The organism is Glycomyces tenuis DSM 44171, assembly GCF_000427885.1.
Taxonomy (GTDB): domain Bacteria; phylum Actinomycetota; class Actinomycetes; order Mycobacteriales; family Micromonosporaceae; genus Glycomyces; species Glycomyces tenuis.
Window position 1 is genome coordinate 149733 of sequence record NZ_ATYW01000014.1, and the last position, 17484, is coordinate 167216.

Below are 17484 nucleotides of genomic sequence, written 5' to 3' on the forward strand. Positions count from 1 at the left end.
CGAGAGGACCGACATCTCATGGGCCGCACCACCCCCGCCCTGGCCATCGCCAACGCCGCCGCCTGGCCGCTGGCCCGATCCAAACGCAGGCCCCAGGCCGCCTGGGACCGGGCGGTCGACAAGGCCGCTGCCGCCGCCGGAGTCGAGCCCGACGAGGCCGACCGGCAGTGGATCGACGACTTCGGCTTCCTGCTCGGCTGCGTCGCCGAGGTCCCCGGCCTGACGCCGGTCGGCTGGGTCAGCTCCCTGTCCGACGCCCGGGACCGCCTGGCGAAGCGGCTGCACGTCCGCGATCTGCACCGCAAGCACCCCGAGATCGGCTCCGAGCCGATCGAGCGGCCGGTCTTCGTCGTCGGCCTGCCGCGCACGGCCACCACGCTCGCCCACCGGGTCCTGGCGATGTCGCCGGCCCACCGCGGTCCGCTGCGCTGGGAGATGTACCACCCCGACCTCCAGCGCGCCCCCGAGATCGAGGAGCGGCGCATCAACGAGGTCCGCAAGCAGGGCGCGGTTACCCGCTTCGCGCCGGACTTCGAGGTCATCCACCCGATCGAGGCCACCAAGCCCGAGGAGAGCATCCTCCTGCTGCCGCACGGGCTCTACCACGTCCTCTACCACGCGCCGATGCCCGACTACCGGGCCTGGCTGGCCGAACGCGACACCACGGTCGACTACCGGTACCTCAAGGAGGTCCTCCAGGTCCTCCAGCACGGCCGCGAACGGCGCCGCTGGGTGCTGAAGAACCCCCTCGACCTCGGGCAGATGTCCGCGATCCGGAAGGTGTTCCCCGACGCGACCTTCGTGTGGACCCACCGCGACCCGGCCACCGTCATGGGCTCGCTGTGCTCCCTGATGGACCTGTCCTACGCGCTGTTCCTGCGCCGCGTCGACCGGGCCGCCGTCGGCTCGCTGGCGCTGGAGGTGATGGCCGAGACCGTCGAGCGCGGCCGGAACTGGCGCCAGAAGCACCCCGAGGCGGTCGTCGACGTGCCCTACCACCGCCTCGCCTCGGACCCCGGCCGGTATGTGCCCGAGCTGTACAAGGAGCTCGGAGCGAAGTGGAGCCTGAGCGACGGCGAGAACCTGAGCCAGGCCCTGGCCCGGAACATCCGCGACCGCAAGCACGAGTACTCCCTCGGGCACTACGGCCTCGACGAGTACCGGATCCAGCAGACCTTCGGCGACTACCTCAACTGGGTCGTCGCCCTCAACAGCTGAGAGCGCCCGGCGGGGGCCGCCGGCGCGTGCGTCACCGCCGTGGAGCAGGGCTTCGGCGGCCACTACCGGTCGCCACCCCGCCGTCCGCGCGGTCCCGCGGCGTCGGGCGGACGGTGATGCTCGGCTCCCTCGCCCACCTCGGCGACCTGCCGGTCGCGCTCACCTCCTCCAAGCCGGGACGGCCGCTGCACGAGTCCCTCGGCTTCACCGTCGCCTCGCCTTCGACCTGATGGTCCTCGGAGTCAGGGCTTTTCCGGGTATCGCCCGGTGAAATCCCTGGTGAACCCCAGGTTTCGAGCCGCTCTCGCAACAGTGATGTGTGATATGTTACTGTCGCCGACAGCGGAAGAATGGGCGGGCGCACTGCGGCCGCCGAACTCCCGGACATCGGAGGCCCCACTACCCCGGGGCGTCCGGCTCGCGGCCGCATTCGCGGACGAGGGCAGGCGCGCGCCGCGCGCCGAGTCGCCACGGCGGTCCGGGAGCGGGCTTCATGCGAACCGCAGTGATATATCACGTGTCACATAGGAGAGCGATGCAGAGGCGAACGGACTTCGGCCGGGAGGCGCGCGGCGCCGCGCCCCTGGCGCTCGGCCCGTCCTCGCCGCGGCACCGCCGCGCGAAGGCCCGCCGAACCGCCACAGTCAGCGGCCCCGGCGTCCCGCTCGGATCCCCGACGCGGCCGACCGGCGCGAAGAATCGATAGGAAGTCCCTCATGATCAAGAGATTGACCCGCGCCTCGGCCGCCATCGCGGCCGCGACGCTGCTGCTCACGGCCTGTGCCGGCGGAGGGGATGACGGCTCCGGCGGCGGCGGGGGCGACCCCGTCGAAGGCGGGACCGTCCACATGCTCCAGAACGCCGACTTCTCCTACCTCGACCCGGCGCGCGGCTTCGACGGCGGCGTGAACGCGTTCTACCGGCTGATCTACCGCGGCCTCACCATGCAGGCCGCCGGCGACGCCGAAGACCCGAACGCCATCGTCCCCGACATGGCCGAGAGCCTCGGGACGCCCTCGGAAGACGGGCTCACCTGGACCTACACCCTCAAAGACGGCCTGAAGTTCGACAACGGCGACCCCATCACCTCAGCCGAGGTCGCCTTCGGCATCTCCCGCGCCTGGGACCCGGAGATCGGCATCGGCTCGCCGTGGCTGAAGCAGACCATCGCCGCCCCCGAGGACTACCAGGGGCCCTACCTCTCGGGCGAGCACCCCGGCATCGAGACCCCCGACGAGAGCACCATCGTGTTCCACCTCATCGAGCCCTTCCCGGAGTTCGACAACGTGCTCGCGCAGCCGAACGCGGTGCCCTTCCCCGTCGGCAGCGGAGCCGGTGACGAGTTCATCAACGACGTCATCGCCTCCGGCCCGTACACGCTCGAGACCTACACCCCCGGCAGCCTCATCGAGCTCGTCCGCAACGAGCACTGGGACCCCGAGACCGACGAGGTCCGCAAGGCGCACCCCGACGCCTGGGAGTTCGAGATCGGCCTCGAAGGGGCCACGATCGACGAACGGCTCATGGCCGGGCAGGGGTCCGACGTCAACGCCATCTCCGGCGTCATCCAGCCGGCCACCCTGGCGCGCGTGCAGACCCCCGAGCTCCAGGACCGGCTGCTGACCTCGCCCGCCTACTGCACCACCTACATGTCGATGAACATGACGAAGGCGCCGTTCGACCAGCTCGAGGTCCGCCAGGCGATCAACTGGGCCATCGACCGGACGTCCATCCAGACGGCCTCCGGCGGCAACCAGCTCGCCGACCCCGCCACCACGATCATCCCCGAGGCGGTGAACGGCCACAAGGACTTCGACCTGTACCCCAGCGAGGACCACGGCGGCGACCCCGCCAAGGCGCTGGAGCTCCTCTCCCAGGTGGGCCTCGAAGACGGCTTCTCCTTCGTCCTCGACATCCGCTCCCAGCCGAAGATGCAGGCGCAGGCCGAGGCCATCCAGCAGGCGCTCAAGGAGATCAACGTCGAGGTCGAGCTGAACGTCATCGACACCTCGACGTACTACGAGACGATCGGCACGCCCTCGCAGCAGAGCGACGCCGCCATCACCGGCTGGTGCCCCGACTGGGCCTCCAGCGCCAGCACGATGGTCCCGCCGCTGGTCGACGGGCGCCTCATCACCGACAAGGGCAACACCAACCTCGCCCAGATCGACGACGAGACGATCAACGCCCGCATCGACGAGATCAGCGCCATGACCGACCTCGAGGCGGCGAACGCCGAATGGGGCGAGCTCGACGAGGAGGTCATGGCCCTGGCGCCGATGGCCCCCCTCGTCTGGGAGAAGGGCATCTTCCTTCCCGGTGAGAACATCGCCGGCTACCACCCCAGCACCAGTCTCACCGACCTGACGATCATCGGGCTGGAAGACCCGTCGCTGGGCTGACACCGATGACCTTCACTCCGACTGACCTCGAAGTCGAAGGCGCCGCGGGCGGCGGGACGGGGGGCGATCCCTCCCCGGCCCCGCCGCCCGCGCAGCGGCGACGCCTCGTCCGCGCCTTCCTCCGCGACCGCGTGGCCGTCGCCTGCGGCGTCTACATCCTGCTCGTCATCGTCATGGCCCTCGCCGCGCCGCTGCTGGTCAAGCTCAGCGGCTACGGGCCCCTGGAGTTCGACCAGAGCGCCGTCGACCCGAACCTGGGCGGGCTCCCGATCGGCTGGGGCGGCGGGATCGGCGCCGAGCACTGGTTCGGCGTCGAGCCCGGGAACGGGCGCGACATCTTCGCCCGCATCGTCTACGGCGCCAGGGTGTCGATGACGATCGCCCTCTCGGCGACCGTGCTGACGAGCGTCCTCGGCGTCGTCTTCGGACTGGTCGCCGGCTACTTCGGCGGGCGCGTCGACATGCTGATCTCCCGCGTCATGGAGTTCCTCATGGCCTTCCCGGCGCTCATCTTCATGATCGCCGTCCTCTCCGCGCTCCCCGCGGAGAACCGCCAGCTCCTGCTCGTCGTCGTGATCTCCTTCTTCGGGTGGCCGTACCTGGCCCGCATCGTCCGAGGCCAGACCATGTCGCTCAAGGAACGCGAGTTCGTGGAGTCCGCCAGGGCCTCGGGGGCCTCCAGCGCCCAGATCATCTTCAAGGAGATCCTCCCGAACCTCGCCTCGACCATCATCGTGATGACCACCCTCGCCGTGCCCGGCTACGTCGGCACCGAGGCGGGGCTGTCGTTCCTCGGCGTGGGCGTCGTCCCGCCGACACCGTCATGGGGGCAGATGATCGCCAGCTCCGTGCCCTGGTACGCCGTCGACCCGGCCTACTTCCTCATCCCGGGCTCCTTCCTGTTCCTGCTCGTGCTGTCGTTCACCGTGCTCGGCGACCGCGTCAAGAAGATCGCCGAATCAGGGGAGGGCAGGGCATGAGCCGCTTCCTCCTCAACCGGCTGCTCGGCATGGTCGTCGTGCTGTTCCTGGTGTGCCTGTTCACCTTCGTCGTCTTCTTCGTCCTCTCACCGGACCCCGCGGTGCAGATCTGCGGGAAGAACTGCACGCCGGAGGCGATCGACCAGATCCGGGAGAACCTCGGTCTCGACCAGCCGTTCCTGACGCAGTTCTGGACCTTCATCAGCGGGCTCTTCGTCGGCCGCACCTACGGGACCGGCCCGAACGCCATCGACTGCGCCGCGCCGTGCCTGGGCTACTCGTTCCAGACGAGCCAGCCGGTCGCCGACATGATCATGCAGCGCCTGCCGGTCTCCGCGACCATCGCGATCGGCGCCGCGGTGCTCTGGCTGCTCGCCGGCATCGCCGGAGGGCTCATCAGCGCCGTGCGCGAAGGAAGGTTCGCCGACCGCTTCATCACCGGCCTCACCCTCACCGGCATGTCCATCCCCAACTACGTGCTGGCGCTCGCCTTGCAGTTCCTGCTCGTGGTCACGCTCGGATGGCTCCCGTTCCCGCAGGCGGTGCCCTTCGGGGACGACCCGGTGCAGTGGTTCATGAACTTCCTCATGCCCTGGATCGTGCTCGCCATCGGGGCGGCGGCCGTCTACACCCGGCTCACCCGGGCGAACGTCATCGAGTCGCTCCAGGAGAACTACGTGCGCACCGCGCGGGCGAAGGGGCTCAGCCCCGGCCTGGTCTGGCGGCGGCACGCGCTGCGCCCGGCCCTGACCCCGATCGTCACGATCTTCGGCATGGACTTCGCCAACCTGCTCGGCGGGGCCCTCATCACCGAGACCGTCTTCGGGCTCAACGGCATCGGCAAGCTCGCCGCCGACTCGATCACGAAGAACGACCAGCCGGTCATCATGGGCGTCACGCTGCTCGCGGCGTTCCTGGTCGTCGTCGGCGCCATGGTGGTCGACCTGCTGTACACCGCCATCGACCCGCGCGTGCGAGTGGGGAGCGCGAAATGAGCACGACGAGCGACACCGGCGGGCCGCTGCTGCGCGTCCGCGGCCTCACGGTCGGCTTCCCGACCGCCGCCGGGAGCGTCGAGGTGGTCAAGTCCCTCGACTTCGAGCTGGCCAGGGGCGGCGCGCTCGGCATCGTCGGCGAGTCCGGCTCGGGCAAGTCGATGACGAGCCTGGCGATCATGGGGCTCCTCCCCAAGGGCGCCAGGCGCACCGGCTCCATCGAGTTCGACGGGACCGAGCTGACCGCCCTGCGCGAGCGGGCGATGCGGGCGGTCCGCGGGGACCGCATCGCGATGATCTTCCAGGACCCGCTCTCCTCGCTCAACCCCTACTACACGGTGGGGACGCAGATCGCCGAGGCGTACCGCTCGCACCGCAAGGGCGTGACCAGGCGGCAGGCGCGGGCCGTGGCGATCGAGGCGATGGAGCGCGTGCACATCCACGACGCCGCCCGCCGCGTCGACCACTACCCGCACCAGTTCTCCGGCGGCATGCGGCAGCGCGTGATGATCGCGATGATGCTCAGCATGGAGCCCGAGCTGCTCATCGCGGACGAGCCGACGACCGCGCTCGACGTCACGGTGCAGGCGCAGATCCTCGACCTGCTCGCCGAGATCCGGGCCGACACCGGCGCGGGGCTCATCCTCATCACGCACGACCTCGCCGTCGTCAGCGAGGTCACCGACCACATCGTCGTCATGCGCGAGGGCGAACTGGTCGAACAGGGCCCGGTGGAGCGGATCTTCACCGACCCGCGGGAGGCGTACACGCGCATGCTCCTCGACGCCGTGCCGCGCATCGACGACGAGATCGGACTGCTGAAGACCACCGCGAGCGCCGAGGAGGACCGATGAGCGACGGATCCGAGCCCCTGCTGCGGGCCACGCACCTCGTCAAGGAGTTCGCCGTCGGCGGCGGACTGCTCGGCCGCGGCCGCCGCTTCACAGCGGTGGACGACGTCTCGCTCGAGGTCCGCACCGGCGAGACGCTCGCGCTCGTCGGCGAGTCCGGTTCGGGCAAGTCGACCACCGCGCGGCTCATCGCCCGGCTCCTCGACGTCACCGCCGGCGACATCGAGTTCGCCGGCCGCCCGGTCCACGCCCTCACCGGCAAGGCGCTGCACGCGTACCGCGGCGAAGTGCAGGTCGTCTTCCAGGACCCGTACTCCTCGCTGAACCCCAAGCACACCGTCGAGCGGATCGTCACCGCGCCGCTGGTCTACCAGAAGCGGCCGATCCCCGGCGGCGCCCGCGCCTTCACCGGGGCGCTCATGGAGCGCGTCGGACTCAACCCCGACCACTCGGCCCGCTTCCCCGCCCAGTTCTCCGGCGGGCAGGCGCAGCGCATCGGCATCGCCCGCGCGCTGGCCGTCTCCCCGAAGCTGATCATCGCCGACGAAGCGGTGTCCGCATTGGACGTGTCGGTGCAGGCGCAGGTCATCAACCTGCTGCGCCGCCTCCAGGAGGAGGAGGGCTTCAGCTACCTGTTCATCGCGCACGACCTGGCGGTCGTGCGGCAGATCGCGACGCGCGTCGCGGTCATGAACGGCGGGCGCATCGTCGAGACCGGCGACCGCGACCAGGTCTTCGACTCGCCCCGCGACGAGTACACCAGGAAGCTCCTCGCCGCCGTCCCCAGGATCAGACCCGAATGGGACGCTGAGCGGCGCCGGAACGAGCAGGCCCGCAAGGACCGCGAACGAGAGGAGGCCGGACGGTGATCGAGTACTCGATGCCCGGCATGTGGGTGAGCGAGCGCCATGTCGACGTCCCACTGGACTGGTGGGACCCGGCCCGCGGCGAGATCGAGGTCTTCGTCCGCGAGATCGTCGACCCCGACAAGCGCGGCGACGGTTCGCTGCCGCTGCTCACCTACCTCCAGGGCGGCCCCGGCGGGGACAACCCGCGCCCGACCGAGGTCTCCGGCTGGCTGGAGGAGGCCCTGAAGCACTACCGGGTCGTGCTGGTCGACCAGCGCGGCACCGGCCGCAGCACCCCGCTCGACGCCCGGATCGTCGCCGAACTCGGCGACGCGCAGGCGGGAGCCGACCACCTCGCCCGCTTCCGCGCCGACTCCATCGTGCGCGACCTCGAGCACGTCCGCTCCACCGTCTATGAAGGACGGAAGTGGGCGACGCTCGCGCAGAGCTACGGCGGCTGGCTCACCCTCGCCTACCTCTCGCACGCCCCCGAGGCGCTCAGCGCGAGCTACGTGTGCGGCGGCATCCCCGGCAACCCCATGAGCGCCGAGGAGGTCTACCGGCGCACCTTCGACCGCGTCGCGGGCAAGACCGCCGAGTACTACCGGCGCTACCCGCAGGACGCCGAGCTCGTCGCGCGGATCGCCGACCGGCTCGCCGCCGAGCCCGTGCACCTGCCCGACGGCGACGTGCTGACCGTGCGCCGCTTCCAGTCGCTCGGCATCGACTTCGGCATGAAACCGGGCTTCGAGCGGATGCACTGGCTCGTCGAGGACGCCTTCATCACCGAAGGCCGCCTCTCCGAAGGCTTCCTCGCCGCCGTCCTCGCCCGCACCTCCTCGGCCGCCAACCCGCTCTTCTGGACCCTCCAGGAGTCGATCTACGGCGACGGCGCGAACGGGCCGACCGCTTGGGCGGCGCAGCGCGAACGCGACCGCCGCCCCGAGTTCGGCGAGGACGTCCGCCCGCTCCCGTTCACCGGCGAGATGGCCTTCCCGTGGATGTTCGACGAGGTCCGGCTGCTGCGTGGCTTCGCCCCCGCCGTCCACGCCCTCGCCGAGCGCCGCGAGTGGAGCCCGATCCTCGACCCCGAGCGGCTGGCGGCCAACGAGGTCCCGGTGGCCGCGGCCGTCTACTTCGACGACATGTACGTCGACTCCGGCCTCCAACTGGACACCCTGAAGGGCCTCGGCAACGCCCAGGCCTGGGTGACGAACGAGTTCGAGCACGACGGGATCGGATCGGGGCGGGTGCTCACCCGCCTGCGCGAGATGGTCCGCGACCGAGGAGGAGAGCGGCGATGAGCGAGACGGCACGACCCCCGTACGCGGGCACCCGCTACCCGAAGCTGGCGGAGATCCCCGCGTTCGCCGAGCACATCGCGAAGGGCTGGAGCGACGAGCCGGTCCCCGCGGCGCCCGTCGACGGCGCCGCCGCCGCGGCGGCCGCGCACCGGGAGCGGCTGAGCGAACGCCTGCCCGAGGCGACGATCGTCGTCGCATCGGGCACCGCGCCGGTCCGCAACGACGACTGCGACTACCTCTTCCGCGCCGACAGCGACTTCGTGTGGCTCACCGGATGCCAGGCCGAAGGGGCGACCCTGGTGATGACGCCCCGGCCCGGCGGCCACGACGCCAGGCTCTACCTGCCGCCGCCGTTCCGTCCCGGCGAGACCGGCTTCTTCGCCGACGCCGCCCACGGCGAACTGTGGGTCGGCGCCTCACCGGGACTGCGCGAATGGTCCGAGGCCCTCCAGATCCCCGTCGAACCGGTCGCGGCCCTCGACGACCTCACCGGGCTCCAGGGCGCGCTCGCGAGCCGCTCGGTGGGCGCCGAGTTCGCCGCCCGCCACGGACTCGAGCCCTCCGCGGCGCTCGGGCGGCAGCTGTCCCGGCTGCGGATGGTCAAGGACGCCTGGGAGGTCGAGCAGATGCGCCTCGCGGTCGACGCGACCGTCGCCGGTTTCGGCGAGGTCGCCCGCGAAGTGCCGCGCGCCGTCCGGGACGGCCTCGGCGAGCGCTGGCTCCAGGGCACCTTCGACCGGCACGCCCGCACCTTCGGCAACGGCCCCGGCTACGCCACGATCGTCGGCTCCGGCCCGCACGCGCCCACCCTCCACTGGGTCCGCTGCGACGGCCCGGTCCTGCCCGAGGCCGTGCTGCTCCTCGACATGGGCGTGGAGGCGAAGAGCCTCTACACCGCCGACGTCACCAGGACGCTTCCCGCGGGCGGCGCCTTCAGCCCCGCCCAGCGCCAGGTCCACGACCTCGTCGAGCGGGCGCACCGCGCCGGACTGGCGCGGATCCGCCCCGGCACGGAGTACCTCGACTTCCACTTCGCCGCGATGGAGGTCGTCGCGCAGGGCCTGCACGACTGGGGGCTGCTGCCCGTGTCCGTCGACGAGGCGCTCTCCCCGGCGGGGCAGCACCACCGGCGCTACCTCGCCTGCGGCATCGGCCACCACCTCGGGCTCGACGTGCACGATTGCAGCCAGTCCGAATACGAGGACTACATGGGCGCCGAGCTCGAACCGGGCGTCGTCATGACGGTCGAGCCGGGACTCTACTTCCACGCGGGCGACCTCACCGTCCCGCCGGAGCTGCGCGGCATCGGGGTCCGCCTCGAGGACGACGTGCTCGTCACCGAGGGCGGCTCCGAGGTGCTCTCCGCCGCGCTCCCGATCGACGCCGACGGCGTCGAGGCGTGGACGCGCGCGCACGTCGCGCACGGGAAGGACGGCCTATGACGGCCCTTCAGGCGCCTCCGCTCCTGCGCCCCTTCGGACTCGACGCGGTGCGCGTGGACGACGGGTCCGTGTTCGCCCGCGCCCGAGACGAGATGCTGCACCTCGCCCGCGTCTACCCGGTCGACCGCCTCCTCGCGGTCTTCCGGCGCAACGCGGGGCTCGACACGCGCGGCGCCGTCCCGCCCGGCAACTGGGAGGACTTCGGGCACCCGGCCGAGCTCGCCTGGAGCGCGGACGACTACCCCGGGCGCGAGCGCGCCCAGACGGCCAACCTCCTGCGCGGCCACTACGCGGGCCACTTCCTGTCGATGCTCGCGACGGCCGCCGCCGCGGGGGACGAGCCGTCCCTGCGCGCGAAGGTCGACGAGTTCGTCGCGGGCCTCGGCGAGGTCCAGGCCGCGCTCGCGGCGACCGGCCGCTACTCGCACCCCGGCTTCCTCGCCGCCTACGGCGAATGGCAGTTCTCGCGCCTGGAGGACTTCGCCCCCTACGGCGAGATCTGGGCCCCCTACTACACCTGCCACAAGATCATGGCCGGGCTGCTCGACGCCTTCGAACTGACCGGCAGCGCACCGGCGCTCGCGATCGCCACCGCGATGGGCCACTGGGTCCACCACCGGCTCTCGCGCCTCGAACCGGAACGCCGCCAAAGGATGTGGTCGCTCTACATCGCCGGCGAGTTCGGCGGGATGAACGAGACCCTCGCCCGGCTCGCCACGGCCGCCGACGAGCCGGCGTTCCTGGAGACGGCCTCGTTCTTCGACCAGGAGCACCTGCTCGCAGCGGGGGCCTCGCGCACCGACGTCCTCACCGACATGCACGCCAACCAGCACCTGCCGCAGCTCATCGGCTACGTCGAGCAGTACGAGCGCACCGGCGAGCGCCGCTACCTCGACGCCTCGGTCGGCATCTGGGAGCAGATCGTGCCCGGCCGCACCTACGCCCACGGCGGCACCGGCGAGAGCGAACTGTGGGGGCCGCCCGAGACCGTCGCGGGCGACGTCGGGCACCGCAACGCCGAGACCTGCGCGAGCCACAACCTGCTCAAGCTCGCCCGGAAGCTCTTCGCGCACACGCTGGACGCGCGCTACATGGACTACTACGAGCGCACCGTCCTCAACCACGTCCTCGGCTCCCGCAAAGCGGTCCGCTCCGACACGAGCCCCGAGGTCACCTACATGTTCCCGGTCCACCCGGGTGCGGTGCGCGAGTACGACAACGTCGGGACCTGCTGCGGCGGCACCGGCCTGGAGAACCACGTCAAATACCAGGACACCGTCTACTTCGGATCGGATGACGGGCTCTGGGCGAACCTGCACACCGACGCCGAACTCGACTGGGCCGACGCCGGCCTGCGGGTCGCGCAGCGCTCGGGCTTCCCGCTCGGCGAGGCGACGACGCTCCGCTTCGACGCGCTCGACGACGCCGAAGCCGACGACACCGAACGCACGGTCCGCCTCCGCGTCCCCTCCTGGGCCGCGGGGAATCTCGAACTGCGGCTGAACGGCGAGGCGACCGGGGTCGAGCCGGTGCCCGGCGAGTACGCCTCGGTCACCCGCGCCTGGCGCGCGGGCGACGAGCTGACCCTCAGCGCCCCGGTGGCGCTGCGCGCCGAGGCGGCGATCGACGACCCCCGCCAGTGCGCGCTCTTCCTCGGACCGACCCTGCTGCTGGCGCGCTCGGAGGCCACGACCGGGCTCGCCTTCGGACTGGGCGGCAGGCGGGCCTTCGACGGCGGCCTCATCACCGGGCGGACCGGCGCCGAGCTGCTGGCCGAGCTCGCCGAGCAGGGCGCGGTCGAGATCGACGGCGTCGCCTTCGAGCCCTGCTGGTCGGGCGGCGACGACAGATACCACATGTACGTGCGCTCGCACGACGCCGAGATCGCCTTCGGCGGCGTCGGCACCGGCGTGCCGAACCGGGTGCGGTCCGACGGCGGCACCTTCCTCGACGAGCTGTGGTCGGTCGGCGCCTTCCCCGACCGCGCGGCCTTCCTCGACCGCGTGGCGGCCGTCGCCGCGCGCGTGCGCGCCGAAGGACTCCTCGGCCGAGACGAACTCGCGACCGTGCTCGCCGCGGCCGCCGCGTTCGACGGCGCGACGGGACGGCCGATGGCGGTCGAGCCCGGCTCCGTGCCGGTCCCGGCCGAGACGGGCAGCGTGCCTCCCGCCGTCGCCATCGAGATCCTGGAGGAGCCCGCCCCCTCGGGCTGGTTCACCACCGCGCCGCGCGTCCGCCTGCGCGGCTTCGACGTGGACGAGTCCGGCTCCGCCGAGCGGCTCCGCCTGGAGCTGCGCCTCTCCGGCGGCGACTGGACCCCCTACACCGAGCCGGTGCGCATCGAACGCGAAGGCGTGCACCGCATCGAGGCGCGCGTCTTCGACGCGGCCGGCCGCACCGGCGCCACCAGCCGGGAGATCAGCGTGGACACGACCCCGCCCGTCTCGCGCGCGACGGTCAAGGACCTCGGCGCCAGCGTCGAGATCACCCTGAGCGCCGAGGACGAGGTCTCGGGAGTCGAACGCGTCCAATGGGAAGGGCCCGGCACGTTCTGGGGGACCTTCCAAGAGGCCTTCGTCAGGGCGATCGACGACGAGCCGCAGGTGATCGAGTTCGCCGCCACCGACCGGGCGGGCAACGAGGAACCGCGCCGCAGGCTCGTGATCCCCGGGAAGGACGGCTCACGATGAGGACACGAATCGGAGGCCGGGAAGACGGCGCGGTGTACGCTGCCATGCGACGGCGTCAGTCCAGTACGCACGTTATCGAAGGGCGGGCGGGAGAGTGACGTTGCCATCCATCCAACGACTAGAGCCGGGCGAGAGCCTGCGGGCGCGCGTGGAGCGGACGCTCGCGACCGCGATCATCTCCGGTGAGCTCGCCCCCGGGACGCTCTTGACCGTCCCCACGCTGGCCGAGCGCTTCGCGGTCTCGGCGACGCCCGTCCGCGAGGCGATGCTCGACCTCGACAAGCGCGGCTTCGTCGAACCGGTGCGCAACAAGGGCTTCCGCGTGACGGCGGTGAGCGACGACCTGCTCCACGACATCGTCGAGATCCGCCTGCTGCTCGAGCCCCCCGCCATGGCGCGCCTCGCCGGGGCCTTCCCGGCCGACCGCCTGGAGGAGTTCCGATCCCAGGCCGACGCGATCGTCACCGGCGCCCGCGCCGGCGACCTCACCGCCTACCTGCTCGCCGACCGGCGCTTCCATCTCGAACTGACCGCGCTGCTCGGCAACGCCGTCCTGGTCGACACGATCGCCGAGCTGCGCGCCCGCACCAGGATGGTCGGGCTCGTCTCGCTGCTGGAGACGAGCATGCTCGACGTCTCGGCCGAAGAGCACCACCGGCTCCTCGACCACCTCGCCGCGGGCGACGCGGACGCGGCGGCCGAGGTCATGCGCCAGCACATCCGCCACGCCATCGGATGGTGGGCGGGCAAACCCGAAGCGAACGCGGGCGGGTAGACCGCCCGGGGCGCGAGAGCGGAGCCGTTGCGCCTCTTCTAAATATGTGACATACCACTGAGCGAGACACTGATTGAAGGAGGTGACCATGCGAGCCGATGCGGTGATCGTCGGCGCCGGCATCGTCGGCGCCGCGTGCGCGCGCGCCCTGGCGCGCACCGGGATGAGCGTCGTCGTCGTCGACCGCGGCGCCCCCGCCAGCGCGACGAGCGCGCGCGGCGAAGGCAACCTCCTGGTCTCCGACAAGGCGCCCGGGCCGGAGCTCGACCTCGCGCTCCTCGCCTCGGAGCACTGGCCCCGCCTCGCCGCCGAACTCGCCGACGAGCTCGGCGCCGCGTTCCCCGCCGTCGAGTACGAGCGCAAGGGCGGCATCGTCGTCGCCACGACCGAGGCCGGGGCGGGGCCGCTGCGCGATTTCGCGCGCGGTCAGGCCGAGGCCGGAGTCGAGGTCCGCGACCTCGCCGCCGCCGAGGCGCTCGAACTCGAACCCCACCTCAACCCCGAGATCACCGCCGCCGTCCACTACGGGCAGGACGCTCAGATCCAGCCGGTCGTCGCCACCGAGGCCCTGCTCGCCTCGGCGAGGCGGGCGGGCGCGCGCGTCCTGCCGCACCAGGAGGTCACCGGTGCGCTGCGGGACGCGACCGGGAGGGTCACCGGCGTCCGCACGGCCTCGGAGACGCTCCACGCCGACACCGTCGTCGTCGCGGCCGGGCCCTGGTCCGGCGCGGCGGCCGGCGCCCTCGGCGCCGATCTCCCCGTCCGCCCCCGCCGCGGCACGGTCCTGGTCACCGCCCGCATGCGCCAGAAGGTGTTCCACAAGGTCTACGACGGCGACTACTTCGGCGCGACCCAGTCCACCGACGCCGCCCTGCAGACCTCGAGCGTCGTCGAGTCCACCCCCGGCGGCACCGTCCTGATCGGATCGAGCCGCCAGCAGATCGGCTTCGACGAGCGGCTGAGCGTCGAGGTGCTCGCCGCGATCGCGCGGAAGGCCCTGCGGCTCTTCCCCTTCCTCGAGACCACCCCGGTGATCCGCGCCTACGGCGGCTTCCGTCCCTACACGCCCGACCACCTCCCGGTCATCGGCGAAGACCACCGGCACCCCGGCCTCTGGTACGCCACCGGGCACGAGGGCGCCGGGATCGGCCTGGCGGGCGTCACCGGCGAACTGATCGGCGCGCTCGTCACCGGCGCCGAACCGCCGCTCGACCCCGAGCCGTTCCGGCCCTCGCGGCCGAGCCTCGCGGCCCACCTGGCACCGGAAGGAGCGGCATGAGCGCCATCGTCCCCTGGGAATCCGACCCGATCCGCCCCGCCGAGCCCCGGCCGCTGCGCATCAGCGTCGACGGCGCCCCGGTCGAAGGGCTGCGCGGGCAGTCGATCGCCGGCGTCCTCCTCGCCCGGGGCGAGACCGCCTGGCGCACCACCGTCGCGGGCCGCAGGCGCGGCGTGTTCTGCGGGATCGGCGTCTGCTTCGAGTGCGTCGCCACCGTCAACGGCGAGAGCGACGTCCGCCTGTGCCTGCGCCGCGTGCAGGACGGCGACGTCGTCGAGACACGGGACGACACCGCGCAAGACGACACAGTGGAGGATCGGTCATGAGGCACGTCCTCGTCATCGGCGCCGGACCCGCCGGGCTCGCCGCCGCCCTGGCCGCGAGCGACGCCGGAGCGAGCGTCACCCTCCTCGACGCCGGCGACGGCCTCGGCGGACAGTACTGGCGGCACCTGCCGCCCCAGCGCCCCAGCCGCCGCGAATCCCGGCTCCACCACGGATGGGCCGCCTTCGAACGGCTCCAAGGCCGCATCGGCCGTGCCGACGCGATCGAGGTCCTCACCGAAGCCCAGGTCTGGGCGATCGAGACCGCCGACGCCGTGACGGCCCAGGTCCTCCTCGGACCCACCGACGCCGCGGGCCGCGAGGCGCGTGCCCTGACCGCCGACGCGATCGTGCTCGCCCCCGGCGCCCACGACCGCACGCTGCCGTTCCCCGGATGGCACCTCCCCGGCGTCTTCTCCGCGGGCGCCGCCCAGGCCCTCGCCAAGGGCGAGCGGATCGCCGTGGGGCGCCGCGCCGTCGTCGCCGGCGCCGGGCCCTTCCTGCTGCCGGTCGCCCAGTCGCTCACCGCCGCGGGCGCCACCGTCCTCGGCGTCTTCGAGGCCGCCCGCCCGCGAGCCCTCGCCAGGGGCTGGCTCCCGAAGCCGTGGAAACTGCTCGGCACGGCCCACAAGGGACGTGAGCTCGCCGGGTACCTGGCCCACCACCTCGCCCACCGGGTGCCCTACCGCCCCGGCCGCGCCGTGGTCGAAGCGCGCGGCGACGGCCGCGTCGAGGAAGTCGTCATCGCGCGCCTCGACGCCGACTGGGCCCCCGTGCCCGGCACCGAGCGGACCCTCGCCGCCGACGCGGTCTGCGTCAGCCACGGCTTCACCCCGCGCCTCGAACTCCCCATCGCCGCCGGATGCGAGATCGGCCCGGACCGCTTCGTCCGTGTCGACCCCGACCAGCGCACGAGCGTCGAAGGCGTCTACGCGGCCGGCGAGATCACCGGCATCGGCGGCGTCGACGCGGCGCTCGTCGAGGGCCGCATCGCCGGGCACCGCGCCGCCGGAGGCGACCGCTCCGCGATGGGCTCGGCGCCGCGGCGCGCCCGGGCCGCCGCCGAGCTCACCCGGCGCATCGAGGCCGCCCACGGCATCCGCCCCGGCTGGACGTCCTGGCTGCGCGACGACACCGTCGTCTGCCGCTGCGAGGAGGTCCCCTACGGGCGGCTCCGGGCCGTCGCGGCCGCCACCGAGCAGCGCTCGCTGCGGTCGGTGAAACTCACGACGCGAGCGGGCCTGGGCATCTGCCAGGCGCGCATGTGCGGGCGCACCGTGGAATCGCTCATCGGAGCGGATCCGTCGAGCGGCGCCGACACCTCAGACCGGCGGCCCCTGGCCGCGCCCGTCCGACTCGGCGACCTCGCCGGACTCCCCACCGCGCCCGACGGCGCCTAGAAAGGTACGACACCCATGACTGACAAGAACTTCGACCTCGGCGGCGTCATCGTCGCCACGACGCTGGCGTTCAAGGAGGACCCGAAGGCCCCCGCCGGGCTCGCGGTCGACTACGACAAGTTCGCCGAGCACTGCGACTTCCTCATCCGCAGCGGCTGCCGCGGCGTCGGCCCCAACGGCTCGCTCGGCGAGTACTCCTCCCTGACCGACGAGGAGCGCCGCAAGGTCGTGCAGGTCGCCGTCGACACGGTCGCGGGCCGCGGCCTCGTCGTCGCCGGCGTCCACGGCGTCGGCTGGCACCAGGCGGTCCAGTGGGCCGAGCACGCCGCGGAGGACGGCGCCGACGGCGTCCTGCTGCTCCCGCCGACGATCTACCGCGCCAACCGCGGCGAGGTGCTCGAGCACTACGCCAAGGTCGACGAGGTCGGCCTGCCGATCATGGCCTACAACAACCCGATCGACACGAAGGTCGACCTGACGCCCGAGCTCATCGCCGAACTCCACGAGCTCGAGAACGTCGTGGCCGTCAAGGAGTTCTCGACCGACGTCCGCCGCGTCCTGGAGATCAAGGAGCGCTGCGGCATCGACGTCATCGCCGGGGCCGACGACCTCCTCTTCGAGTCGCTCGTCGTCGGCGCGACCGGCTGGTTCGCCGGATACCCGAACGCCTTCCCCCGCGAGGCCGTCGAGATCTACGAGCTCGTCCGGGCCGGGAAGATCGAGCAGGCGCGCGAGCTGTACACCGGCCTGGTGCCGGTGTTCCGCTGGGACTCCAAGACGGAGTTCGTCCAGGCGATCAAGCTGTCCATGGACGTCGCGGGCAACACCTACGGCGGTCCGACCCGCCCGCCGCGCGGGCCGCTCTCGGAGTCCCAGCGCGAGCAGGTCGTCCGCGACACCCGCCGCGCCCTGGACCACGCCGAACGGGTCCACGCCGCCGCCGGTGCCAACTAGCGGGCCGGGGTACCGTGCACCGC

General features: G+C 72.3%; 14 protein-coding genes. All 14 read left to right on the top strand.

Annotated features, from left to right (window positions below):
* Positions 1-18 precede the first annotated feature (18 nt).
* The 14 genes from YWW_RS0115760 to YWW_RS0115830 all read left to right on the top strand — a co-directional run bounded on the left by YWW_RS0115760 (position 19) and on the right by YWW_RS0115830 (position 17461).
* Positions 19-1218 (top strand): sulfotransferase family protein, encoded by a 1200-nt coding sequence (locus YWW_RS0115760; RefSeq protein ID WP_026930861.1) that lies wholly within the window; start codon positions 19-21, stop codon positions 1216-1218.
* A 716-nt stretch (positions 1219-1934) separates the two neighbouring features.
* Positions 1935-3620 (top strand): ABC transporter substrate-binding protein, encoded by a 1686-nt coding sequence (locus tag YWW_RS0115770; protein ID WP_026930862.1) that lies wholly within the window; start codon positions 1935-1937, stop codon positions 3618-3620.
* A 5-nt stretch (positions 3621-3625) separates the two neighbouring features.
* Positions 3626-4600 carry an ABC transporter permease gene (locus YWW_RS0115775; RefSeq protein WP_026930863.1) on the top strand — a complete coding sequence of 325 codons (975 nt, stop codon included), beginning with the start codon at positions 3626-3628 and terminating at the stop codon, positions 4598-4600.
* On the top strand, positions 4597-5595 hold the full coding sequence (locus YWW_RS0115780; protein ID WP_026930864.1) for an ABC transporter permease: 999 nt from the start codon (positions 4597-4599) through the stop codon (positions 5593-5595). Before YWW_RS0115775 ends, YWW_RS0115780 begins: the two co-directional genes overlap by 4 nt.
* A complete protein-coding gene (locus YWW_RS30880) occupies positions 5592-6449 on the top strand; it encodes an ABC transporter ATP-binding protein (RefSeq protein WP_051325891.1) in 858 nt (285 codons plus the stop codon). The genes YWW_RS0115780 and YWW_RS30880 overlap by 4 nt, the downstream gene beginning before the upstream one ends.
* A complete protein-coding gene (locus tag YWW_RS37810) occupies positions 6446-7315 on the top strand; it encodes an ATP-binding cassette domain-containing protein (protein ID WP_026930865.1) in 870 nt (289 codons plus the stop codon). The genes YWW_RS30880 and YWW_RS37810 overlap by 4 nt, the downstream gene beginning before the upstream one ends.
* A gap of 11 nt (positions 7316-7326) precedes the next feature.
* A complete protein-coding gene (locus YWW_RS0115795; RefSeq protein ID WP_026930866.1) occupies positions 7327-8598 on the top strand; it encodes an alpha/beta fold hydrolase in 1272 nt (423 codons plus the stop codon).
* Positions 8595-10040 (top strand): aminopeptidase P family protein, encoded by a 1446-nt coding sequence (locus YWW_RS30885; protein ID WP_035698520.1) that lies wholly within the window; start codon positions 8595-8597, stop codon positions 10038-10040. The genes YWW_RS0115795 and YWW_RS30885 overlap by 4 nt, the downstream gene beginning before the upstream one ends.
* On the top strand, positions 10037-12730 hold the full coding sequence (locus YWW_RS30890; protein ID WP_051325892.1) for a beta-L-arabinofuranosidase domain-containing protein: 2694 nt from the start codon (positions 10037-10039) through the stop codon (positions 12728-12730). The genes YWW_RS30885 and YWW_RS30890 overlap by 4 nt, the downstream gene beginning before the upstream one ends.
* Positions 12731-12824: 94 nt before the next feature.
* Positions 12825-13505, top strand: a complete 681-nt coding sequence (locus YWW_RS0115810) for an FCD domain-containing protein (protein ID WP_051325893.1) — start codon at positions 12825-12827, stop codon at positions 13503-13505.
* A gap of 88 nt (positions 13506-13593) precedes the next feature.
* A complete protein-coding gene (locus YWW_RS0115815) occupies positions 13594-14784 on the top strand; it encodes an NAD(P)/FAD-dependent oxidoreductase (RefSeq protein WP_026930868.1) in 1191 nt (396 codons plus the stop codon).
* Entirely contained in the window at positions 14781-15110 is a 330-nt protein-coding gene (locus tag YWW_RS0115820) for a (2Fe-2S)-binding protein (protein WP_026930869.1), read from the top strand. Before YWW_RS0115815 ends, YWW_RS0115820 begins: the two co-directional genes overlap by 4 nt.
* Positions 15107-16507 carry an FAD-dependent oxidoreductase gene (locus YWW_RS30895; protein ID WP_035698515.1) on the top strand — a complete coding sequence of 467 codons (1401 nt, stop codon included), beginning with the start codon at positions 15107-15109 and terminating at the stop codon, positions 16505-16507. Before YWW_RS0115820 ends, YWW_RS30895 begins: the two co-directional genes overlap by 4 nt.
* A gap of 15 nt (positions 16508-16522) precedes the next feature.
* Entirely contained in the window at positions 16523-17461 is a 939-nt protein-coding gene (locus YWW_RS0115830; protein WP_026930870.1) for a dihydrodipicolinate synthase family protein, read from the top strand.
* The last annotated feature ends 23 nt before the right edge of the window (positions 17462-17484 follow it).